Annotated in this window: 14 protein-coding genes and 2 pseudogenes; 5 read left to right on the top strand and 11 right to left on the bottom strand. The window is 65.4% G+C overall.

Features of this window, described 5'->3' with window-relative positions; genetic code table 11:
• Positions 1-94 precede the first annotated feature (94 nt).
• The gene (locus BZB76_RS07410; protein WP_121433580.1) at positions 95-1210 is read right to left on the bottom strand and encodes a GuaB3 family IMP dehydrogenase-related protein; all 1116 of its coding nucleotides are present in this window, start codon (positions 1208-1210) and stop codon (positions 95-97) included.
• Between the two features lie 127 nt (positions 1211-1337).
• Positions 1338-2831, bottom strand: coding sequence for an IMP dehydrogenase (guaB, locus tag BZB76_RS07405; protein ID WP_121433579.1), 1494 nt, complete (start codon positions 2829-2831; stop codon positions 1338-1340).
• A 231-nt stretch (positions 2832-3062) separates the two neighbouring features.
• Between guaB and BZB76_RS07400 the strand changes: the two genes are divergently transcribed.
• Positions 3063-3452 carry a DUF5319 domain-containing protein gene (locus tag BZB76_RS07400; RefSeq protein WP_117398460.1) on the top strand — a complete coding sequence of 130 codons (390 nt, stop codon included), beginning with the start codon at positions 3063-3065 and terminating at the stop codon, positions 3450-3452.
• Positions 3453-3454: 2 nt separating this feature from the next.
• Here BZB76_RS07400 and BZB76_RS07395 read toward each other — a convergent pair whose 3' ends face one another.
• Entirely contained in the window at positions 3455-4051 is a 597-nt protein-coding gene (locus BZB76_RS07395) for a DUF4352 domain-containing protein (RefSeq protein WP_147449362.1), read from the bottom strand.
• Between the two features lie 1106 nt (positions 4052-5157).
• On the opposite strand from BZB76_RS07395, the gene BZB76_RS35755 reads away from it, so the two are divergent.
• The gene (locus tag BZB76_RS35755; protein ID WP_211342888.1) at positions 5158-5457 is read left to right on the top strand and encodes a transposase; all 300 of its coding nucleotides are present in this window, start codon (positions 5158-5160) and stop codon (positions 5455-5457) included.
• 472 nt (positions 5458-5929) lie between these two features.
• Here BZB76_RS35755 and BZB76_RS34165 read toward each other — a convergent pair whose 3' ends face one another.
• Positions 5930-6733, bottom strand: coding sequence for a hypothetical protein (locus BZB76_RS34165; protein WP_147449361.1), 804 nt, complete (start codon positions 6731-6733; stop codon positions 5930-5932).
• Between the two features lie 63 nt (positions 6734-6796).
• On the opposite strand from BZB76_RS34165, the pseudogene BZB76_RS07385 reads away from it, so the two are divergent.
• Positions 6797-7988: pseudogene (locus BZB76_RS07385) on the top strand (IS110 family RNA-guided transposase).
• A gap of 1740 nt (positions 7989-9728) precedes the next feature.
• Positions 9729-10280 (top strand): annotated as a pseudogene (locus BZB76_RS36640) (IS5 family transposase); the annotation flags it as partial.
• A 73-nt stretch (positions 10281-10353) separates the two neighbouring features.
• On the opposite strand, the gene BZB76_RS35750 reads toward BZB76_RS36640, so the two are convergent.
• The 7 genes from BZB76_RS35750 to groES form a co-directional block, all read right to left on the bottom strand.
• Positions 10354-10608: a hypothetical protein gene (locus tag BZB76_RS35750; RefSeq protein ID WP_117398452.1), complete on the bottom strand. Its 255-nt coding sequence runs from the start codon at positions 10606-10608 to the stop codon at positions 10354-10356.
• A complete protein-coding gene (locus tag BZB76_RS07375) occupies positions 10605-11177 on the bottom strand; it encodes a hypothetical protein (RefSeq protein WP_246006806.1) in 573 nt (190 codons plus the stop codon). Before BZB76_RS07375 ends, BZB76_RS35750 begins: the two co-directional genes overlap by 4 nt.
• 23 nt (positions 11178-11200) lie before the next feature.
• Entirely contained in the window at positions 11201-13930 is a 2730-nt protein-coding gene (locus BZB76_RS07370) for an RHS repeat-associated core domain-containing protein (RefSeq protein ID WP_121433576.1), read from the bottom strand.
• 849 nt (positions 13931-14779) lie between these two features.
• Positions 14780-15646 (bottom strand): hypothetical protein, encoded by an 867-nt coding sequence (locus BZB76_RS07365; RefSeq protein ID WP_147449360.1) that lies wholly within the window; start codon positions 15644-15646, stop codon positions 14780-14782.
• Positions 15643-16299, bottom strand: a complete 657-nt coding sequence (locus tag BZB76_RS07360; protein ID WP_420534769.1) for a sigma-70 family RNA polymerase sigma factor — start codon at positions 16297-16299, stop codon at positions 15643-15645. The genes BZB76_RS07365 and BZB76_RS07360 overlap by 4 nt, the downstream gene beginning before the upstream one ends.
• Positions 16300-16598: 299 nt before the next feature.
• On the bottom strand, positions 16599-18227 hold the full coding sequence (groL, locus tag BZB76_RS07355) for a chaperonin GroEL (protein WP_117398443.1): 1629 nt from the start codon (positions 18225-18227) through the stop codon (positions 16599-16601).
• 87 nt (positions 18228-18314) lie between these two features.
• Positions 18315-18623 (bottom strand): co-chaperone GroES, encoded by a 309-nt coding sequence (gene groES, locus BZB76_RS07350; protein ID WP_067629509.1) that lies wholly within the window; start codon positions 18621-18623, stop codon positions 18315-18317.
• A 248-nt stretch (positions 18624-18871) separates the two neighbouring features.
• Here groES and BZB76_RS07345 point away from each other — a divergent pair, with 248 nt between their 5' ends.
• Positions 18872-20101, top strand: coding sequence for a class I SAM-dependent methyltransferase (locus BZB76_RS07345; RefSeq protein WP_121433574.1), 1230 nt, complete (start codon positions 18872-18874; stop codon positions 20099-20101).
• The last annotated feature ends 212 nt before the right edge of the window (positions 20102-20313 follow it).

Below are 20313 nucleotides of genomic sequence, written 5' to 3'. Positions count from 1 at the left end.
AGCAGTTCGGTTCCGAGCGGTTACCTACCCCAGAGTAGGGACGGGGCCACACCGGGAAGCGCCGATTCCGCGTGGGTTCGGTCTCAGGGTGATCTCAGTCGGCGAACCGGCGGGGGGCGACCACGACCTGGACCCGCTGGAACTCCTTCAGCTCCGTGTATCCGGACGTCGCCATCGCGCGCCGCAGGGCCCCGATGAGGTTCATCGAACCGTCCGCGACATGGGACGGGCCGTGCAGGATCTGCTCCATCGTCCCGATCGTCCCAAGGTCCAGCCGGGTGCCGCGCGGGACGTCGCCGTGGTGCGCCTCGCTGCCCCAGTGGTAGCCGCGTCCGGGCGCCTCGGTGGACCGGGCGAACGGCGACCCGACCATGACGGCGTCGGAGCCGCACGCGAACGCCTTGGCGATGTCACCGCTGTTGACCATGCCGCCGTCGGCGATGACGTGCACGTAGCGGCCGCCGGACTCGTCCATGTAGTCGCGGCGGGCCGCGGCGACGTCCGCGACCGCGGTGGCCATGGGGACGGCGACGCCGAGGACGGTCCGCGTGGTGTGCCCGGACCCGCCGCCGAACCCGACGAGCACCCCGGCCGCGCCGGTGCGCATCAGGTGCAGCGCGGCGGTGTACGTGGAGCAGCCGCCGACGATGACGGGGACGTCCAGGTCGTAGATGAACTGCTTCAGGTTCAGCGGTTCGGCGCGTCCCGACACGTGCTCGGCGGACACGGTCGTGCCGCGGATCACGAACAGATCGACGCCCGCGTCGATGACGGCCTTGTGGAACTGGGCGGTGCGCTGCGGCGACAACCGCGCCGCGACGGTGACCCCGGCCTCGCGGATCTCCTGGATCCGGCGACCGATCAGCTCCTCCTTGATCGGCTCGGTGTAGATCTCCTGGAGGCGCTGGGTGGCGCGCACATCGTCCAGCGACGCGATCTCGGCGAGCAGCGGCTCGGGGTTCTCGTAGCGGGTCCACAGCCCTTCGAGATCGAGCACGGCGAGGCCGCCCAGGCGTCCGACCGCGATGGCGGTGGCGGGGCTGACCACGCTGTCCATCGGCGCGACGACCAGCGGCATCTCGAACCGGTAGGCGTCGATCTGCCAGGCGACGCTGACCTCCTCGGGATCACGCGTCCGGCGGGACGGCACGATGCCGATGTCATCGAAGGCGTACGCCCGGCGGCCGCTCTTGCCCCGACCGATCTCCACCTCAGCAGCCACTGCGCCCCTTCTTCCTCGCCCCGGCGCCGTGCCGGTCATCGTCCTGCCGGGTGTTCCCGCCGACCGCGGGAACAAGCCCGGCAAGAGCTTACGTCAGGGGGTAGGACGGTCGAGATCAGCGTCCCTGGTAGTTGGGGGCTTCCACGGTCATCTGGATGTCGTGGGGGTGGCTCTCCCGCAGGCCCGCGGCGCTGATCCGCATGAGACGCCCGCGTTCCTGGAGTTCCGGAACCGTCCGGGTGCCCGCGTACCACATCGACTGGTGCAGCCCACCGACGAGCTGATGCGCGACGTTGGCCAGCGGCCCACGGTAGGGAACCTGCCCCTCGACGCCCTCGGGGATCAGCTTCTCCTCGGCGCTGACGTCGGCCTGCGCGTAACGGTCCTTGGAGAAGGAGGCGCCGCGTTCCCGGTTGCGCATGGCGCCGAGCGAGCCCATGCCCCGGTACGACTTGTACTGCTTCCCATGGACGAAGATCAGCTCGCCCGGCGACTCCTCGACACCCGCGAGCAGCGACCCGAGCATGACCGTGTCCGCACCCGCCACGATGGCCTTGGCGATGTCACCGGAGTACTGAAGTCCACCGTCACCGATGACGGGCACACCGGCCTTGCTGGCCGCCCGGGACGCCTCGGCGATCGCGGTGAGCTGCGGAACCCCGACGCCCGCGACGATCCGGGTGGTACAGATCGAGCCGGGCCCGACACCGACCTTGACCGCGTCCGCACCGGCCTCCACCAGAAGCTCGGCCCCGGCATACGTGGCGACGTTCCCACCGACGACCTCGACGGACGAGTTCGCCTTGATCGCGGCGATCGTGTCGGCGACGCCCTTGGAGTGCCCATGGGCGGTGTCCACCACGATCACATCGGTGCCCGCCTCAATAAGCGCCTTGGCCCGCTGGAGCGCGTCCTCCCCGACCCCCACGGCCGCGGCGACGAGAAGCCGCCCGTCTGCATCTTTGGTCGAGTCGGGATACTGCTCGCTCTTGGTGAAGTCTTTGGTAGTGATCAGGCCCTTAAGACGGCCTTCGGCGTCCACCAACGGAAGCTTCTCGACCTTGTTGCCCTTGAGCAGCCGGAACGCCTCGTCCCGGGTCACCTCCACCGGCGCCGTGACCAGCGGCATCGGCGTCATGACCTCTCGCACCGGCCGGGACGGGTCGGTCTCGAACCGCATGTCCCGATTGGTCACGATCCCAACCAGCACACCCCGAACATCCGTGACCGGCACCCCGGAGATCCGGTAACGGGCGCAAAGCTCCTCGACATCGGCGAGCGTCGCGTCCGGCAGACACGTCACCGGATTGGTGATCATCCCCGCCTCCGACCGCTTGACGCGGTCGGCCTGCTCGGCCTGCTCCTCGATGGACATGTTCCGGTGCAGGACCCCGATCCCGCCCTGCCGCGCCATGGCGACCGCCGTCCGGGCCTCGGTCACGGTGTCCATGGCCGCGGACAACAGGGGTATCCGCAGGCTGATGCGACGGGTCAGCCGGGTCGTGGTGTCGACCTCTCCGGGCTGGAGATCGGAATAGCCCGGCAGCAGCAGCACGTCGTCGAAGGTCAGCCCCTGCGGAAGGAACTTGTCGGACTCGGCGGGGTTCATGACTACCTTCCCGTAGTGGTAGCGACGTCGGGCCAGGTCACGGCGACCCTGTTCCCATGGTAGGGCGTACGCCCGCGCCGGGACGGGCTGTTGCGCGGGCGGGCACGTGTCCTTGATGACATCCCGCAACAAGCACGACAACCCCCAACATTCCCCTACATTCCGTAACCAATTCGACACGGAACAGCCTGGGGGTGCACCTCTCCACGCGTGGCGCAGTAGCGTGGGTATGTGCACGACGACGCTCCGCTCGACCCGTTCGCCGGAGACCCGGAGGACCCGGCCGCGGCGCTCGGGGACCCGGGCGACGACGCCGCTCCGCTCAGCGTGACGGAGCGGGAAGACGTGCTGGCCGACCTCGCCGACCTGGAGGTCTTCCGCGCCCTGCTGGAGCCCCTCGGCGTGCGCGGCCTCACCGTCGACTGCGGCGACTGCGGCAAGCTGCACTACATCGACTGGGACCTGCTCCACGGGAACCTGCGCCACCTGCTCGACCAGGGCCTTCCCCGCGTCCACGAGCCGGCCATGTCCCCCGACCCCGTCGACTACGTGAGCTGGGAGTACGCCCGCGGCTACGTCGACGGCGTGATCGACAGCGAAGAGGGCCGCGACGAGAACTGACGTCACGGCACGGGCAGCCGCACTCCCCGACTGTCCGCCACCGCCCTCAACTCAAGCGAGCGAGGCACCACCCCACGCGGCACGTCGAACACCAAAACACCCCGTACCTCCGCACCCGGCTTGACCTCCCAAACCGGCCGCCTCTGCCGTCCCACGACCAGAAGCGTGCCGCGATACTCGGCCTCTTTCTCCCGCAGCCGCTGCACCCCGGCCTCGAACCGCACCCCCACCGGCCCCGTGTTGGCAACGGCTAACGAGACCCGGCACAACGTCCCCCGCACAACAACCCGCTTAACCTTCCCGCCACACCGGAACTCGGTCGCCGTGAACCTGAGATCCCGGTCCATCACCGCAGAGTCGAACGCACCGTCCACCGGACGGTTCATGTACCTCTGAACGGCAAGCCCGCCCACCCCCGCCCCCACAGGCATGCCGACCACCACAAACGCCAAAACAACACGCGCGCCGACCGTCCCCTTCCCGGCGAGCCGAATGTCCCGGACGGCCAGCCACGCGATCTGCACCGAAACGAGAACATCAAGAACCCCGACCAACGGCAGCACCCACCCGGCAGCCGCCCTCCGATAGCTACTGACCACCAGCAGACAAACACCTACCGCCAGCACCTGCACCCCAACGATGGAGCCGACCGCCTGCAAGGTCCGCCACACCGCCCCGACAGGCCGCCCACGCTCGGGAACCGACCGCTGAACAACAGGCCACCCGTCCGCCCCCACAGCATCCGGCCGAGTACTCCGAGGATCCAACACCCCGCGAAGCATACGGACCTTCGAGAAAAACAACGAACCCAACACAAACCAGGAACCCGTCAGCGCACGCCATGTCCGATTTTGTGCAACGCATCCGAACCACAAGCTTGCATGCTCCAACGTCGAGGACGATGCTTGACACCGCAGGTCAGGGACGCGGACAGGGAACCTCCGAGGCCCAGTGATCTTTCCTGTGCCGTTGCACACGAAAGGCAAGGGATGAAAGAGCAGCGCAGCGAAAAGCTTCAGCTCACCCCCCGAAAAGTGCTCCCCTTCCTCCTAGGCATAACCGGCATAGCCGCCGCAGCCTTCCTAATGACGACCCTAGGCGGCGATTCCAAACCGCCCACCCGAGAGGTCAAGGAACTCCCCGGACCACCAGCACCGTCACCGTCAACGGTGGAAGGCCCACGCCTGGCCAAAGAACGCAAGTTCACCTACGCCGACTCAGCCTACGGCAAGTGCCTAATGCAGCACGGCATCAAAAAACTCCCACCCCTAACCGAACCCTTGGCACTCAACACAAACGACCCCACAGTCGCCAAGGCAACCCAACAATGCAAAAGCCTCGCCCCCACGTCCCCCACCCCCACCAAAAGCTGACGCCCCAGACTGCGCGTTTCGCAGGGCCGACGCGCTAAGACGGACCTACGAGACGCGCCCCAGGCCGACACGCCAGAGTATTCCTCGCCCCAGCGTGGCTGGATCGGATACACCCGATTGGGACACCCACCGACCCGACCCCGTACCAGCTTCATGCGTATTCACGCTGCTAGACAGGGCACGTTCGACGGCACAAAACTACCGCCGCAAGCCTGCGGTAGGGGCCACTATCGCTTTTGGACGCCACCCACCCAAAGCCCATTGAACTTCCCCTCCCCGCGCCGCGATCACGCGGCCCGCGCATTCATTGCACCCCAACGCACCCGCACTGAATGCTCACCCGCAGAGGATCTTGGCGAAGTCGCCTGCACGCCGACAAGGCCTACGACCAACCCGACCTGCGCCAATGGTTACGCGGCCAACGCATCGGCGTCCGCATCGCCCGCAAAGGCATCGAATCCAGCCAACGTTCAGGCCGCCGACGATGGGTCATCGAACGAACCCTGTCCTGGCTCACCGGCTACCGCAGACTCAACCACCGCTACGAACGCAACCCCCGCAACCACCGGGCATTCCTCGGCCTCGCAGCAGCCCTGTGCTGCTACAAACGACTGGACCGCCTCACCACATAGGACACGGTCTTAACCGCCTCACCGCACTGATCGATGTACTTCTCACTTCTCATTCGATCGTGAGCGTGGCAGTTTTGGGCCATAACTCTTCCTGTTAACCTGAATTGCCGACTCTTTCGATGCCCCCCTTCCACGGCAGCAACTGCTCGAAGTCGCAGGCGACTACCACAGGGATATCGACTTTCCAAAGGCCAATGATAACCCGAGACGCAATCCCCATCATCGCACTCGTCGCAACGGATGAATCGTCCTCTATCTCCACAATAATCGGCCAGTATAGGAACTTGTCAGTTGGCCGTTTACTGGAAACATGATCCGGATTACGGCGTATTTCAACTTCTACACTGTCGATGGCGGCTGTCGCGGACGCGAAGTCGGCAGACAGGATACCGGACAGGTGTTCCCGGACGACATGGTAGCACTCTTCACTGACGAACGCCTTACAATACATATATCATCTCTTCATCTGCATCTAGGGTCTTTGGTCGAACTGACCGCCAATTCGTACCACGGACAAGTCTGCCTCAAGTCCGAACACGCGCTCCAATTGTTTTCTCACTCGCCGAAGGCCGGCTTCACCAGCTTGGATTCTTCCGACTCTCATTGCATGCAACATTGTATCTTCTTTGGCGCTTCTTGGATTCGGCGTGCCGAACCTCTCGCGGATAGCCTGGTTGAATCTGGCCGCGCTAACGCGAATTGCGATTTCTATATCGGAGTTCGGTCCCGTGTATTTGGCCCTGCTGCCTTGTACGGCGATATCGCCACCATAGTGGCCGGCTTCAGCGCGAAGTATTCCCCTTGCCTCAGCGAATTGAGCTTTAGAAACTCCCTGCGGCAAGACAGTAACTGATCGCTTAATCGGGCCAGTTACTTTTGGACATCTCATGAGCGCCTTGTCGATCGGCCCCCATGCCTTCTTCAGGCTTTTCTTGCTCCAGTTCTGAATGATCCGGAGGGCTTGTTGGGCTGCCGCGTTTGCGGCGACTCTGCCGGCCAGACGCGCGGCAGCGCCGCCTATGCCGCCAGTAATTGCGCTGATGCCGAAATCTATCGCACCTTGTTTCCAGCTGTAGTTGTCGCCGCTGGTGGCCCAGCCGTAGAGGGCTGTGCCTGCTCCGCCCGCGGCTGCGGCTCCGAAGATTCCACCGAAGCTTCCGAAGGCGCCAGCGAGAGCACCTGTTCCTGCGGCTGCGGCGGCGTCGCGGCTCCACCAACTACCGGTGGATATGCCGTGGCCGATGTAGCCGGCTGCGCCGCCGACGACGGCTCCCATTGCGGCTTTGGCGAGGAAGCCCCATTTCGGCCAGGCATACAGGGGTGGTCGGACGGGAGTGTCTTGAGCAGCGAGTACGCGGTGTTCCTTGGGTTGGACGTCGGCAAGAGCGGGCACCACGCGTGCGCTGAATCCGTCCGGCAATCGGCTGCACGACAGGGCGCTGCCCAATGACGAGGCGAAGCTGAAGGCGTTGTTCGCCAAGCTCGCCGAGCACGGCCGTGTGTTGATGGTGGTCGACCAGCCCGCCTCGATCGGCGCGCTGCCCGTCGCGGTCGCCCGGGCCGAGGGCTGCCAGGTGGCCTACCTGCCTGGGCTCCCCATGCGGCGGCTCGCCGACCTGCACCCCGGCACCGCCAAGACAGACGCCCGGGACGCCTACGTGATCGCCGACGCGGCCCGGACGCTGCCGCATACGCTGCGCCGGGTCGACACCGGCGACGAAGCCCTGGCCGAGTTGGAGGTGCTGGTCGGGTTCGACGACGACCTGGCCGGCGAGGCCACCCGGGTCCGCAACCGGATCCGCGGCCTGCTCACCCAGGTCCACCCCGCGCTGGAACGCGTCCTGGGCACCAAGCTCGACCACCCCGCCGTCCTGGAGATCCTCACCAAGTTCGGCGGGCCGCAAGGTCTGCGCGATGCCGGACGTCGCCGCCTGCTGAACCTCACCCGCAAGCTCGCACCGCGCATGGGCGAGCGGCTCGTCACCGACATCATGAACGCCCTGGACGCGCAGACGGTGACCGTCCCAGGCACAGCGGCGGCCGAGGCGGTGCTGCCCCGTCTGGCCGTCTCGCTGCGCAACGTCCTCGATCAACGCAAGCAGATCGCAGCAGAGGTCGAAAGGATGCTTGATGCGCACCCTCTTGCCAAGGTCCTGACCTCGATGCCGGGCTTCGGGGCCAGGACCGCCTCCCGGGTACTCCTCGAAGTCGGGGACGGCTCGGCCTTCCCCACCCCGGGCCATCTGGCCGCCTACGCCGGTCTCGCCCCGGTCACCAAGCAGTCCGGCACCTCGATCAAGGGCGAACGGCCACCCAAAGGCGGCAACAAGAACCTCAAACGCGCCATGTTCCTGGCCGCGTTCGCCTCCCTCGCCGACCCCGCCAGCAGGGCGTACTACCGCAAGAAGAGAGAACAGGGCAAACGCCACAACGCCGCCCTGATCTGCCTCGCCAGACGACGCTGCGACGTCCTGTTCGCCATGCTCCGCGACGGCACCCTCTACCAACCACAAACCCCCGTCACCACTTGACGGAACCCATAGGGACACCCCGGGGCTGCGGACGGGAAGTCTGCCTTTGGCCTATCGCTGTCCACATTCACTCCATCGGTTGTGGAATGGCGGCCCCGTACGCCTTGATAGGCGCGCCAAGCGCCCTGAGTCCTCAACATTATGATACAATATGCTGACTCTTATGCAACTACTTCAGCGCAGGTGACCTACCATCAAACGGCTTTCCAACTTGCCGGGAGCCGAACGCAGCGAACACTAATAATTCGTCAAAATGACCGATAGACTACAGTCCCATAAGTACTAGCAGAGATGCCCCCGGCTCCCCTTTTTGGACATCCAGGGCTATCTCAATGGCATCCTGCTTAGACGGCTCGTATCCCCGCCCGTCCGGAGCTTTATTCCAGACAGATGCCATGCATTTTCGTGACTGTTTAGTGACAAAAATACAGCAGGGGTGGGCATCTTTGTAGAATCTGTTCTCCGAATCAACTCCCACCGATGCGAGGACAGGCCACTCCGTATCCTTCGGTGCGCGCCCCCTGCCCGATTGACTCAAAGCTGAACGAACAGCCTCACTCAAGGATACTGATGAAGGACTCGCCAAGACTATCGGCGCGATGTCACTCCAATGCCCTCTTTCCGACTCAAGAATCGGAACTACTATCAGTTGATCTCGCCAGCCATACACGCAACCTCTTTCGACACGGGAAGACATCAGCATTCCATCCATTTAACAACGATGCCTCGGTTCCTTCCCTCCACAATCATACCCTCTGCTGCTCCGGATTTTCCTTACCGCGAGAAGCCGGAGTGCATCGATTGCGGTCACGATCTGCGTGGTCGCGGTCATGCGCTCGAACAATTGGTGGCGCCGGTGACATCCTCAGCGGCCCACGGTCCGTCCAGGACGATCGCTTTGAGCAAGCTCCACTCACGTAGCCGGCGGGTGAGGAAGTCGCGATCGGCGACCACCTGGCTCATCGCCTGTGCCCACGCAGCGAATGCCCGGTCGTCAGCAGTTGAGCGGCCCGGCGGTCGAGATGACGGCCCACCGCACTGTCTGCCACCGTGCTGTCACGGTCGCGGAGCACGACGGCCACCCGATCGGCCTCGTCCGCCTCGGCACCGTTTCTAGGTCCAGGAGATATTGGAGGAACCGTCGGTGCTCAACGGGCTCCTCATGCACCCCAGTCATGCCGCGGCCTCCTCCTGCCACTCGACAAACGTGCCGCTCTCGAACTCCGACACTCTCCTCGTCAGGTCATTTCTCTGGCCGATTCCAGGACGGCGACAAAAAACTCGCTGTCTACGTCTGCCCCTCAATAATTTGATGACCATACGTTGCAACTACCAGGTCTATGTCAACATAATACCGCGGATCAGCTTTAGGGAATCCTGAAATCACGTGCCGCTGATAGGAGACATCCCTCTTGCTCGACACATTGAACCGCCATGTTGGCACGCCGAAACACATAGAGATCATCAGGTCGCCCAAGAATGGAGCGATGTCGTTAATCACTCCACACCAAATTGACGCGATCCGCTTCAGGTTTATCGCATCCTTCTCGACGTTTAGCCGAAAAATATCATTCAAAAGTTGCACGGAGTGTAGGTCTTGCTTCAACTTAATTCTGTTTGCCGCTAACAGCCTCTTAAGTTGCCGAACACGATCGCTTTTCCGCTGCATCAAGTTGCTAAATTCTTCGCGAGCGTGACAGCGAGACAATTCCGTCAGCAACCCCTCATGCACCGGTATGTATGGTTCGTACTCATTCCAATCTACATCCACTTAGACCGTGTCCTATGTGGTGGTTGGTCGTTGGGCTCGGTATGGGTCAGGGAACGTGGAGTTGGATCGTGCCGGACGGATTATGGAAGATCGCCGAACCGTTGATTCCGCCGTCGAGGGTGCGCCCGCAGGGCGGTGGTACGCCAGACTCTCCTGATGAGACGGTGTTCGCGGCGATCGTTTATGTGCTGGTCAGCGGTTGTGCCTGGCGGGCGTTGCCGCCGTGCTTTCAGATCTCGAAATCGACCGCGCACCGCCGGTTTGTCATCTGGTCGCGGGTCGGGGTGTGGGGCCGGTTGCACGAGGCGGTGCTGCATCGACTGGATGATGCCGGCCTGGTCGACGTCTCGCGGGTCGTGCTCGACTCGGCGCACGTGCGGGCGAAAAAGGGGACGAACACACCGGTCCGAGCCCCGTGGACCGGGGTAGGCCGGGGTTCCAAGATGCACGTCCTGTCGGACGCGAACGGACTGCCCCTGGTCGTCGGCGTCTCGGCCGCCAACGTCCACGACAGCCACGGCCTGAAGCCCATGGCGTCCGGCGGGGTCGTAGGTCAGGGTCTGCACGCCGCCACGGGGATTCTTGATTTATTCATCAATCGAGGAAGCCCAAGATTTCTGGCAAATCCAGAAGGGCTTGTTTGCGAATATCATTCGGTTCCGTCTCTGCGTAACGGACAACTAGATCAGCAAACTTGGTCATCCCCTCTTTATCCATACCGTCAAGTATGGCGGATACCGGCTCTAGTAGGCTGGTAGCCACATCCGGATCCATTTCCTCGTCGTCGGTTAGATTGATGGAAATGATCAAATTCGAAAGAGCCTGTACCGCGATTTCGAAACCGTTCATCTTTGTGGCACGATCCTTACCCTGATGTTAGTAATGTTCAGCCTTCCGAGTATGCGACGCGCATCTTTAGCCGCCCGCTCATTCGGCACCTCCCATCGCCCCGTCATTCCATTTTGCTCAAGTGCGAGCGATTGATTCTGTGCTTGGCGATAGGTTTTAGGGTAACCTTTAACATTGAGCTTTCTGTCGATCATGACTCTGTTTTTGAGGTCTACGCCGTCGAATTTGACGATCGAAAGACTGTTGCGGTTAACCCCATAATAGTGGAGTGCCGGAGCCTTTCCCCTCACGGCACCTAAAGCACCATCATCGTAAGCTCTGGCTGCCGAGTCCATCGTAGCGTTCTCGTTGACCCAGTCAACCTCCCCATCACAGTTGTGAACGAGTGCAGAGATGGGGCCAGAACCCACGTAGAAGGTGTCGTCGACCCCGACGTCGAGATTGTATACTGTAGCGTACTCAGTCCACTTCGAAATATCACGGATTTGTACGTTGGTTCCAGTATGCGTTTGCAGCCACTGTCCCGCTTTGAGGTCTGCGGCGTCTGCCCATCGTTCTGCTTCTGGCAACCAAAATGGATGCTCATCCGTCGCTACGATGCTCGAATTGCCAGCCCCCTTGAGGAACAGAGCCCCGCTTGCAACCCCCAATCCGGTCTTTTTTGCTTGCCAAGAGAAATGAGCACCAGATTCTTTTGGCCTCGACTTACGATTGTTTCGCGTACAATGCTTCCTCTGCTTTTCCCAGTGCGAAGATCTGACGATAGGACATATTCCCCTCGCGTTACCCGTTCAATTGACTTCCGTTTTCCGTCGGCCAGCGTCACCATGGTCCCGGCGACAAAACTACTGCCCCGCAGACAACTGGTAGGCGCGACCTTCAATTTCCTGTTTCGATACCACGGGCACTTGGTGAGTGATTTTCTAATGGGGCCCCATGCCTTTTCGAGGCCCTTTCGGCTCCAGTCTTTGACGATTCGAGCTTGGAGTGCGCGTCGTGCCGCGGCTGCGGCAGCCGCCACAGCAGCGCTTCCCGCAATGCCAATGGCAGCGCCGAAACCGAAGTCTGCGAGACCTTGGCCCAAGCTATAGTTGCCGCCGCTGGTGCCGTAGCCGTAGGCGGCGGCTCCTAGTCCGCCGCCGATGCCTGCGCCAATTGCGCCACCGAAGCTTCCGAAGGCGCCCGCGAGCGCTCCGCTTCCTGCGGCCCAGGCGGCGCTTTTGCTCCACCAGTTGCCGGTGGAGATGCCATGGCTGACGTAGCCGATTCCGCCGCCGACGACGGCTCCGATTGCGGCTTTGGCGAGGAAGCCCCATTCGCCGGCGGGGTCGGTGTAGGCGGCCGGGTTGTTGTAGCCGTAGTGGTAGGTGGTCGTGAATGGAGTGCCGGGCTTGGGCTTGACGGGGTCGGTTGCCGTGAAGGTTCCGGCGTCGGGGTTGTAGTCCCGGGCTCGGATGTCGTAGAGGCCAATTGCGTTATCGAAGTACTGGCCATGGAACCTCAGTGGATTGTCTTTGTATGACCCCTCGCTCCTGGTCACACCTCCGAAGGGGTCAAACTGGGCGGATCCGGTGAGGGTGAGGGTGTCGTCGATGGTGGTCGCGGTGTCGGTGATGGTGCCTTGGAAGTCGGCGAGTAGCCATGTGGGGGGTGCGTTGGCGGGGGCGTCTGTTAGCGCGGTTCCCAGGGAGCTGAGGGGGTCGGCCCACCACTGGTGGGTGGTGGTGCCTGTGGCGTTGATTTCGGCGATGCGGACGGGGAGGTCTCCGACGCTGTCCCATTGCCAGCCGGCGTCGTGGGTTCCGTTGATGGCGCGGCCGGTGCGGTTGCCGTTCTCGTCGTAGGTGTAGGTGACGTCGCGGCCGTCTTCGAGGCCGACGCGTTGCAGGTTGGCGTCCAGGCCGTATTGGAACGTCTTGGTCCCCGCCGGCGTGGTCTTCTCGCGTAGGTTGCCGTTGTCGTCATAGACGTAGGCAACGGTGGCCGGTCCGCCTGGTGTCGCGGAGTCTTGGATGGGGCGGTCGTCGCTGTCGTAGGCGGTGTGGGTGACGTTTGTGCGACCGCCAGCAGTCGGGGCGTCATGGACGGTGTGTTTTGTGCGGTTGCCGTTGGGGTCGTATTCGTAGGCCGTGTAGGGCGAGGTGTCGGTGCATTCAGCGCCGTCGGACTGGCAGAACTTGGTGATGCGGCCGTCGGTGTCGTAGGTGTAGATCGCCTTGGTGCTGGTGGTGCCGCGGGTGGTGGTGACAGTCGCGGGTGAGCCCTGGGGGTTCCAGGAGAGCTCGTGTTCGACCAGTGGGGTGGTGCCGTTGGCGTGGACCAGGTCAGTGAGCTGGCCTGCGCGGTTGTAGGTATGGGTGGTGGTGGGGCCGTCCTGGCGGGTGGTCTTCTTGAGTGCGCCCGCTTGGTCGTAGGTGTAGTCGATGGTGAGGGCGGTGGCACCGGTCAAGGTGGTGGAGGCGATGCGGCTGTCGTCGTCGTAGGTGTAGGACTGGGAGCGGTTGCCGGGGAGGTTGCGTTCGACGAGCCTGCCGTTGTCGTCCCAGTCGTAGACGAACTGCTGGTCTCCGCGGGTGAGTTTGGTGACGTGTCCGGCCTGGTCGTAGGTGATCGCGGCGGTTTTCGGCCCGGCGGCGGTGGTCTGCGTGATCTCGGTGGGGCGGCCCGCCTGGTCGTAGCGGTAGGTCAGGTCGGGGCTGTTGTCGCTGTAGTTGATCGAGGTCGGGCGGCCTAGGTGGTCGTACTCGTAGGCGATTTCGCCTGCGGGGAGCTTCTTGGTGGTCAGGCGGCCGGAGGCGTCGTAGTCGTAGGTGGTGGTGCGGTCACCTGGGGTTGTTTCGGTTTTGAGGCGTCCGGCGGGGTCGTAGGTGAGGGTTCTTACGCCGTTGCGGGGGTTCTTGATTTCGGTGACCTGGGCGGCCTTGTCGTAGATGTAGGTCGTTACCGCGCCGGTCGATGTGGTGACGGTTTTGACGTTGCCTAGGGGGTCGTGGGTGAAGGTCGTCGAGTTTCCGGCCGGGTCGGTGGTTTTTGTTTGTTGACCGGCCGGGTCGTACGTGGTGGTGGTTTCGCGGCCGAGGGGGTCGGTGACCTTGGTTTGGCGGCCGTCGGCGTCGTAGGTGAAGCGGGTCTTGTAGTCGTTGGGGTCGGCTCCCGAGACGTTGCCGCGGGGGTCGATGGTGGCGGTGTGCTGGCCGTCGGCGTTGTACTCCTGGGTGGTGACCGCTCCGCCGCCGGTCTCGGTCTTGATGAGTTGACCGGCGTCGTCATAGGTGTTGGTGATCTGTGCGCCGCCGCCGGTGCGGGTCTTCTCCCGGCCCATCGAGTCGTACTTCCGCGTCCAACGTGGCTTGAAGCACCAGTTGTGTGCTCAGGCGTCCGACTTCCGTCACCACCCGCGACGGTTCGTGAACGCCGTCGAACAGCGAGTCAAGTCGCATCAGAATTCTGTCCACCGGACGAGCCCTCATCAACCACTCTCCAGGCGAAGCGCGCGGACGACGTCCACGGCGCGAACAATAAACCCGATGAGCTACCGGATGCTGGAGGACAGTAATCGCTGAACAGTGAAAGATCAACTAATATCACTGCGTTAGAAATCACAGGACGGACCACCGACTCATGCGACAGCGAAAAGTCGAATACTCGGTGTTATTCGCCGGCGCCGCCAGCGGGAGGCGAGTTCGCGGGCATGCCCCATTGGAGTGATGTGGCGTCCCGGAGAAGCCCGTGACATGTCAACGCGCCGCGGTACCTCGAATCTGGAGTCCGAATTGTATGACAACGAGCGATGGCACCATTACGGCCAGACACGCAGAGACACCAAACATGTTATACGAAATTCGACGAGAGTTGAACTCACCTGTCAGGGTCGAGAGCCTGGAGATTGTCTGCCGGGGAGGGCGCTAGGGCCTGTTTCGACGTGCCTCGGCCCGCGCGCGAACGCGTTACCCGGCCGGTGGAGCGATGCCGGAGGCGAGCGGAGCCGGGCGGATCGCGAAGCGATGCCGCGTTCGCCCAGGCACGGTCACGTAGCGAGCCGCCAGGCGAGCGCAGTGGGCCGGGCCTGTAGTAAACACAGCCGCCAGGCGAGCGCAGTGGGCCGGGCCTGTAGTAAACACAGCCGCCAGGCGAGCGAAGTGGGCCGGGCCTGCAATAAACACAGCACGCCCTAGTCGTTGCGGCAGTGGTGGCAGTGGTCCAGGTATGGGTGGGTGCGTTCCTTCGGGTGGCTTTGGATGCCGGAGGAGGGGTTACGCGGGTATTTGTCTCCGCCCTGGGGGCGGCGGGGGGCTTCGGCGGTGCCGTAGCCCACGGGTGGGGCGGAGTAGGTGGGCGTGCCCGGGGGGTTCTGGGGACGGCCGTGGGCCGGGGGCGCGGGTGGGAACAGGTATCTCGGGCGCGTCCTGGTCTGGTGGCGGTCCTTGCGGGGGCCGGACGGTTTGCGCGAAGCGGCGGGGCGGTCGGTGTCGGCGACGGGGCGGAGGCGTGGGCGCGGGGCCTCGGCGTGGAAGCCGGCGTCGGTGTCGGTCGGCGGGGGCTTCTTGGCGTTGGTCTGCTGGTCGGCGGGGCTTGTGGGGGCCGGGAAGGCCGCGGGGCGGTCTACGGTGCCGCCGCCGGCGGCCGCCACTCCGGTGCTGGCGAGGACGGCTCCGGCCACGCCCAGGGCGACGATGGTGCGGGGGCCCCGGCGGCGGGGGCCCGAGCCGGGGCCGGGTGGGGGCGGGGACGCCTCGGGCGCCGGGTCCTGGTCGTCCACGTCGGTGATCAGGGCGGTCAGGAGGCGTACGGCGGGGTCGTCGGTGTGGCGTGGGCGGCCGCTGTCCGTGCCTTCAGGGAAGGTCGCGGAACGGGCCGTGGAACCGGCAGCGCGCCGGGCCGCCAGCGAGTCGATGATCGCGTCCGTTCGGCGCACCTCGCTGAGGTCGGCGGGTGCGGTTCGGGAACCGCCCGCCGGCGCGGGGGGATCGCCGGTGTTCGAAGGCTCGGCCGGACCCGGGGCGCCCCGCATGCCAGTGAAGGGGCCGCGCTCCGTCAAGCGATCGACTCCTCTCTGGCCATCGCCCGAAGCCGGGCCAGCGCCCGGTGCTGCGCGACCCGTACCGCCCCCGCGGACATGCCCAGTACATTACCGGTCTCCTCGGCCGACAGGCCCGCCACGACCCGCAGCAGCACCAGCTCGCGCTGGTGGTCGGGAAGGCGCGTCAGCAGGTCGCGGGCGCGCTGGGCCTCGATGTAGCGGACCACCGTCTCCTCGGGCCCGGGACGGTCGTCGGGACCGTCCGGCAGGTCCTCGGTCGGCACGGCCGCGCGGACCGCGCTGCGCAGCGCGTCGGCGATCTTGTGCGCGGCGATGCCGAAGACGAAGGACGCGAAGGGACGGCCCATGTCCCGGTAGCGGGGCAGGGCCGACAGGACGGCGATGCAGACCTCCTGGGCGACGTCGTCGGCGATGTGGTACTGGCCGGAGACCCGTCCGAGACGGGCCCGGCAGTACCGGACGATCATGGGACGCACCTCGGCGATCAACACCTCGATGGCCCCGGGGTCACCCTGGACGGCGAGGTTCGTCAGCTCCTTGAGGTCACCGTCCGCCGTCTTCGTCGCGCGCAGCACCCTGATCCCACGGCCGGTGTCGTGGGGCGGTGGAGGGGCGGGCCCTCCCGAGGGCTCGGCAGCGCGCGCGGTCATGGTCCCGGCGTAGCATCCCTCGGTCACGTCAAGCATGATGCCCAGCACTCCCGGGCGTGTCTCCACCGCCATTGACAACGGAATGGTCACAGTGCTGGAGCGAACCTGGGAATACTACGTACGGACATCGAAAAACTACTTAGAGTTTCGAATTCTGTGAGCCGGAAGTATCGGACGGACGACCTGAAATAGCTCAAGGAGCTAGTTAATAGGTAATTCCTACATAGATAGGCGAGACCCCCGCCCGGGACGGACGGGGGTCTACCGATGATCACCGGACGGAACTCCGGCGGACGGTCTCAGTGGCCGTGACCGTGCCCGTGGCCGTGACCGCCGCCGGCGGCCTCCTCGGGCTCCTCCGGCTTGTCGACCACGAGCGCCTCGGTCGTGAGCAGCATGCCCGCGATCGAGGCGGCGTTGGTGACCGCCGAACGGGTGACCTTGACCGGGTCGATGACGCCCTGGGCGATCAGGTCGCCGTACTCCTGGGTCGCGGCGTTGTAGCCGTGGCCCTGCGGCAGGTCGCGCACCTTGGAGACGACGACGTAGCCCTCCTGGCCGGCGTTCTCGGAGATCCAGCGCAGCGGCTCGTCCAGCGCGCGGCGGACGGCCTCGGCGCCGGTCGCCTCGTCACCGGACAGGCCGAGGGTGTCGAAGCCCTCCTTGGCGACGTGCACCAGGGCGGCCCCGCCACCGGCGACGATGCCCTCCTCGATCGCCGCGCGGGTCGCGGAGATGGCGTCCTCCAGGCGGTGCTTCTTCTCCTTCAGCTCCACCTCGGTGGCGGCGCCGACGCGCAGCACGCACACGCCCCCGGCCAGCTTGGCCAGGCGCTCCTGGAGCTTCTCCCGGTCCCAGTCGGAGTCGGAGTTCTCGATCTCGACCTTGATCTGGTTGATCCGGGCGGTCACGTCCTCCGTGGAACCCTCACCGTCGACGATGGTGGTGGCGTCCTTGGTGACGGTGATGCGGCGGGCGCGGCCGAGGTCCTCCAGGCCGATGGAGTCGAGCTTGAGGCCGATGGCCTCGCTGACGACCTGGCCGCCGGTGAGCGTGGCCATGTCGCCGAGCATCGCCTTGCGGCGGTCGCCGAAGCCGGGCGCCTTCACCCCGACGGAGAGGAACGTGCCGCGGATCTTGTTGGCGACCAGCAGCGCCAGGGCCTCGCCCTCGACGTCCTCGGCCACCACCAGCAGCGGCTTCTTGGTCTGGGCGACCTTCTCCGCCAGCGGCAGGAACTCCTGCACGTTGGAGATCTTGCCGTCCACGATGAGCACGTAGGCGTCCTCCAGGACGGCCTCCATGCGCTCGGGGTCGGTGACCATGTGCGGCGACAGGTAGCCCTTGTCGAACTGGAGGCCCTCGGTGAACTCCAGTTCAAGGCCCATGGTGTGGGCCTCCTCGACGGTGATGACGCCGTCCTTGCCGACCTTCTCGAACGCCTCCGCGATCAGCTCGCCGATCTGCGGGTCCTGCGCGGAGATGGTCGCGACGTGCGCGATCTCGCCCTTCTCCTCGACCTCGCGGGCCGTCTTGAGGAGCTGGTCGGACACGTACTGCGCGGCGGCGTCGATGCCGCGCTTGAGCCCGAGGGGCGACGCGCCGGCGGCCACGTTGCGGGTGCCCTCGCGCACCAGCGCCTGCGCGAGGACGGTCGCCGTGGTGGTGCCGTCGCCCGCGATGTCGTTGGTCTTGGTCGCCACTTCCTTGGCGAGCTGGGCCCCGAGGTTCTCGTAGGGGTCCTCCAGCTCCACCTCGCGGGCGATGGTGACGCCGTCGTTGGTGATCGTCGGCGCGCCGAACTTCTTGTCGATGACGACATTGCGGCCGCGCGGGCCGATCGTCACCTTGACGGCGTCCGCGAGAGCGTTGACGCCGCGCTCAAGAGCCCGGCGAGCGTCCTCCTCGAACTCCAGGATCTTCGCCATGCGGATTCTCCTCTTTCACGCGATTCGCCCCGGACCGGCCCGCCGAAGGCGGCGCCGACCGGGGCGGGTGCATCACGTTCTCGGTGATTACTTCTCGATGACGGCCAGCACGTCGCGGGCGGAGAGGACGAGGTACTCCTCGTTGTTGTACTTGACCTCGGTGCCCCCGTACTTGCTGTAGAGCACGACCTCGCCGACCTTCACGTCGACGGGGACGCGCTCGCCCTTGTCGTCGACGCGGCCCGGGCCGACCGCGATGACGGTGCCCTCCTGGGGCTTCTCCTTCGCGGTGTCCGGAATGACCAGGCCCGACGCGGTGGTGGTCTCGGCCTCAAGCGGCTGGACGACGATGCGGTCCTCGAGCGGCTTGAGAACAACCTTGGTGGCGGTCGTCACGATCTGACCTCCCCTTCGATTGGTCCTCGGCCGGCCATGGCGGGCCGACCGGCACATGTGGCAGAAGAGGCGACCCTGGACCGGCCTGCCGTCGCGGGTGCCAGACCGACCTTCGTCGCTTGTGTTGGCACTCTCCATACGAGAGTGCCAGTCATGGAGACTATGCCGTGCCCGGTAAGCAGTCAACACGGACACGGGGAGTGCCCCGCCGCCGCCTTCTCCCGTTCACCGGCGGCTAACTTCGCTCCATGGACATCGTGTCATTCCGGGCTTTGCGGGGCCCGTCCGGCCAGGCGCTTCTCCGCGAGGCGGCGAGCCTGGACGTGAGCGAGAAGGCGCTGTTGACGGCGGCGTCGCGCCTGCGCGAACGGCACGACCCCGCGCTCGTCGCGGCGGCCCTCACCCAGGTGCGGTTGCGGGAGCGGGCGCGGGCGAAGTTCGGGGACGACGCGGACCGCATGTTCTTCACCCCGGCGGGCCTCGAACAGTCGACGCGGGCGAGCGTGGCGTCGCATCGGGCACGGCGGTTCGCGGAGCGGCTGCCCGGCGCGCGTGTGCTGGAGCTCGGCTGCGGCATCGGAGCCGACCTGGTCGCGCGGGCTCGCGCGGGGCTACGCGGGGAAGGCGTGGAGCGCGACCCGTTGACGGCCGAGGTGGCGCGGGCGAACGTGTCCGCCCTGGGGCTGGACGATCTCGCCACCGTGCGCGTGGGTGACGCGACCGAGGAGGAGCCGAGTCCGTTCGATGCCGTCTTCGCCGATCCTGGGCGACGCACCGCGCGTGGCCGGGTGTTCGATCCCCGTTCGTACGAACCGCCGCTGGACGTCGTCCTGGACATGGCGGGTCGAGTGCCGGCCGCCTGCGTGAAGGTCGCGCCCGGCATACCGCACGAGGCCGTCCCGTACGGCGCCGAGGCGGAGTGGATCTCGGTCGGCGGCGACGTGAAGGAGGCGGCCCTGTGGCTCGGCGACCTGGCCGGGGACGTGGGCCGACGCGCCACCCTGTTGTCGTCCGACACCGATCCACAGGTGTGGACGCTGACCCCGCAGGGCCTGGACGAGCCGGACGTGCGCGCATGGGGCCGATACCTCTACGAGCCGGACGGAGCCGTGATCCGCGCCCATCTGGTCGGGGAGGTCGCGGAGTCGGTCGGCGGCGGGCTCGCTGACCCGCGCATCGCGTATGTCACCTCTGACCGGCTTTGTCCCACACCGTTCGCGTCCGCCTACGAGATCGAGGACGTGCTCCCGTTCTCGGTCAAGCGGCTGCGCGCGGAACTGCGGCGGCGCGGGATCGGTGTGCTCACCGTGAAGAAGCGCGGTTCGGCCGTGGACGTCGATCGCCTCCGCCGCGACCTCGGTTTCGCCGGTGGCCGCGCGTCCCGGCAGGGCGCGGCGGCCCTGACTCTGGTGGTGACCCGGGTGGGGCGCGACCCCGTCGCCCTCCTGACCCGTCCCGTCGCCGGAACGCGAACCTGACGCGGGCCCGCACACGGAAATCCACCCGAAATCGGATGGCCGGACGGCGATCAATTCCAAAGATCTTCCCGGTGCCCCGGTAGGGCCAAGGAGGACCGGGCGACGCGTCAGGTTCGGGCAAATCATCGGCGTTTTGCGGCATCGGGTTCACCCGGGATTGGGGAGCGTCCGGCAAGGCGGCGATCAGCGCCACCAATGCAGCCGGCTCGATC

The sequence above is a fragment of the Actinomadura pelletieri DSM 43383 genome, from assembly GCF_003634705.1.
In the GTDB taxonomy this organism is placed as follows: Bacteria; Actinomycetota; Actinomycetes; order Streptosporangiales; family Streptosporangiaceae; genus Spirillospora; species Spirillospora pelletieri.
This window is presented reverse-complemented; position numbering and strand designations above follow the sequence as displayed.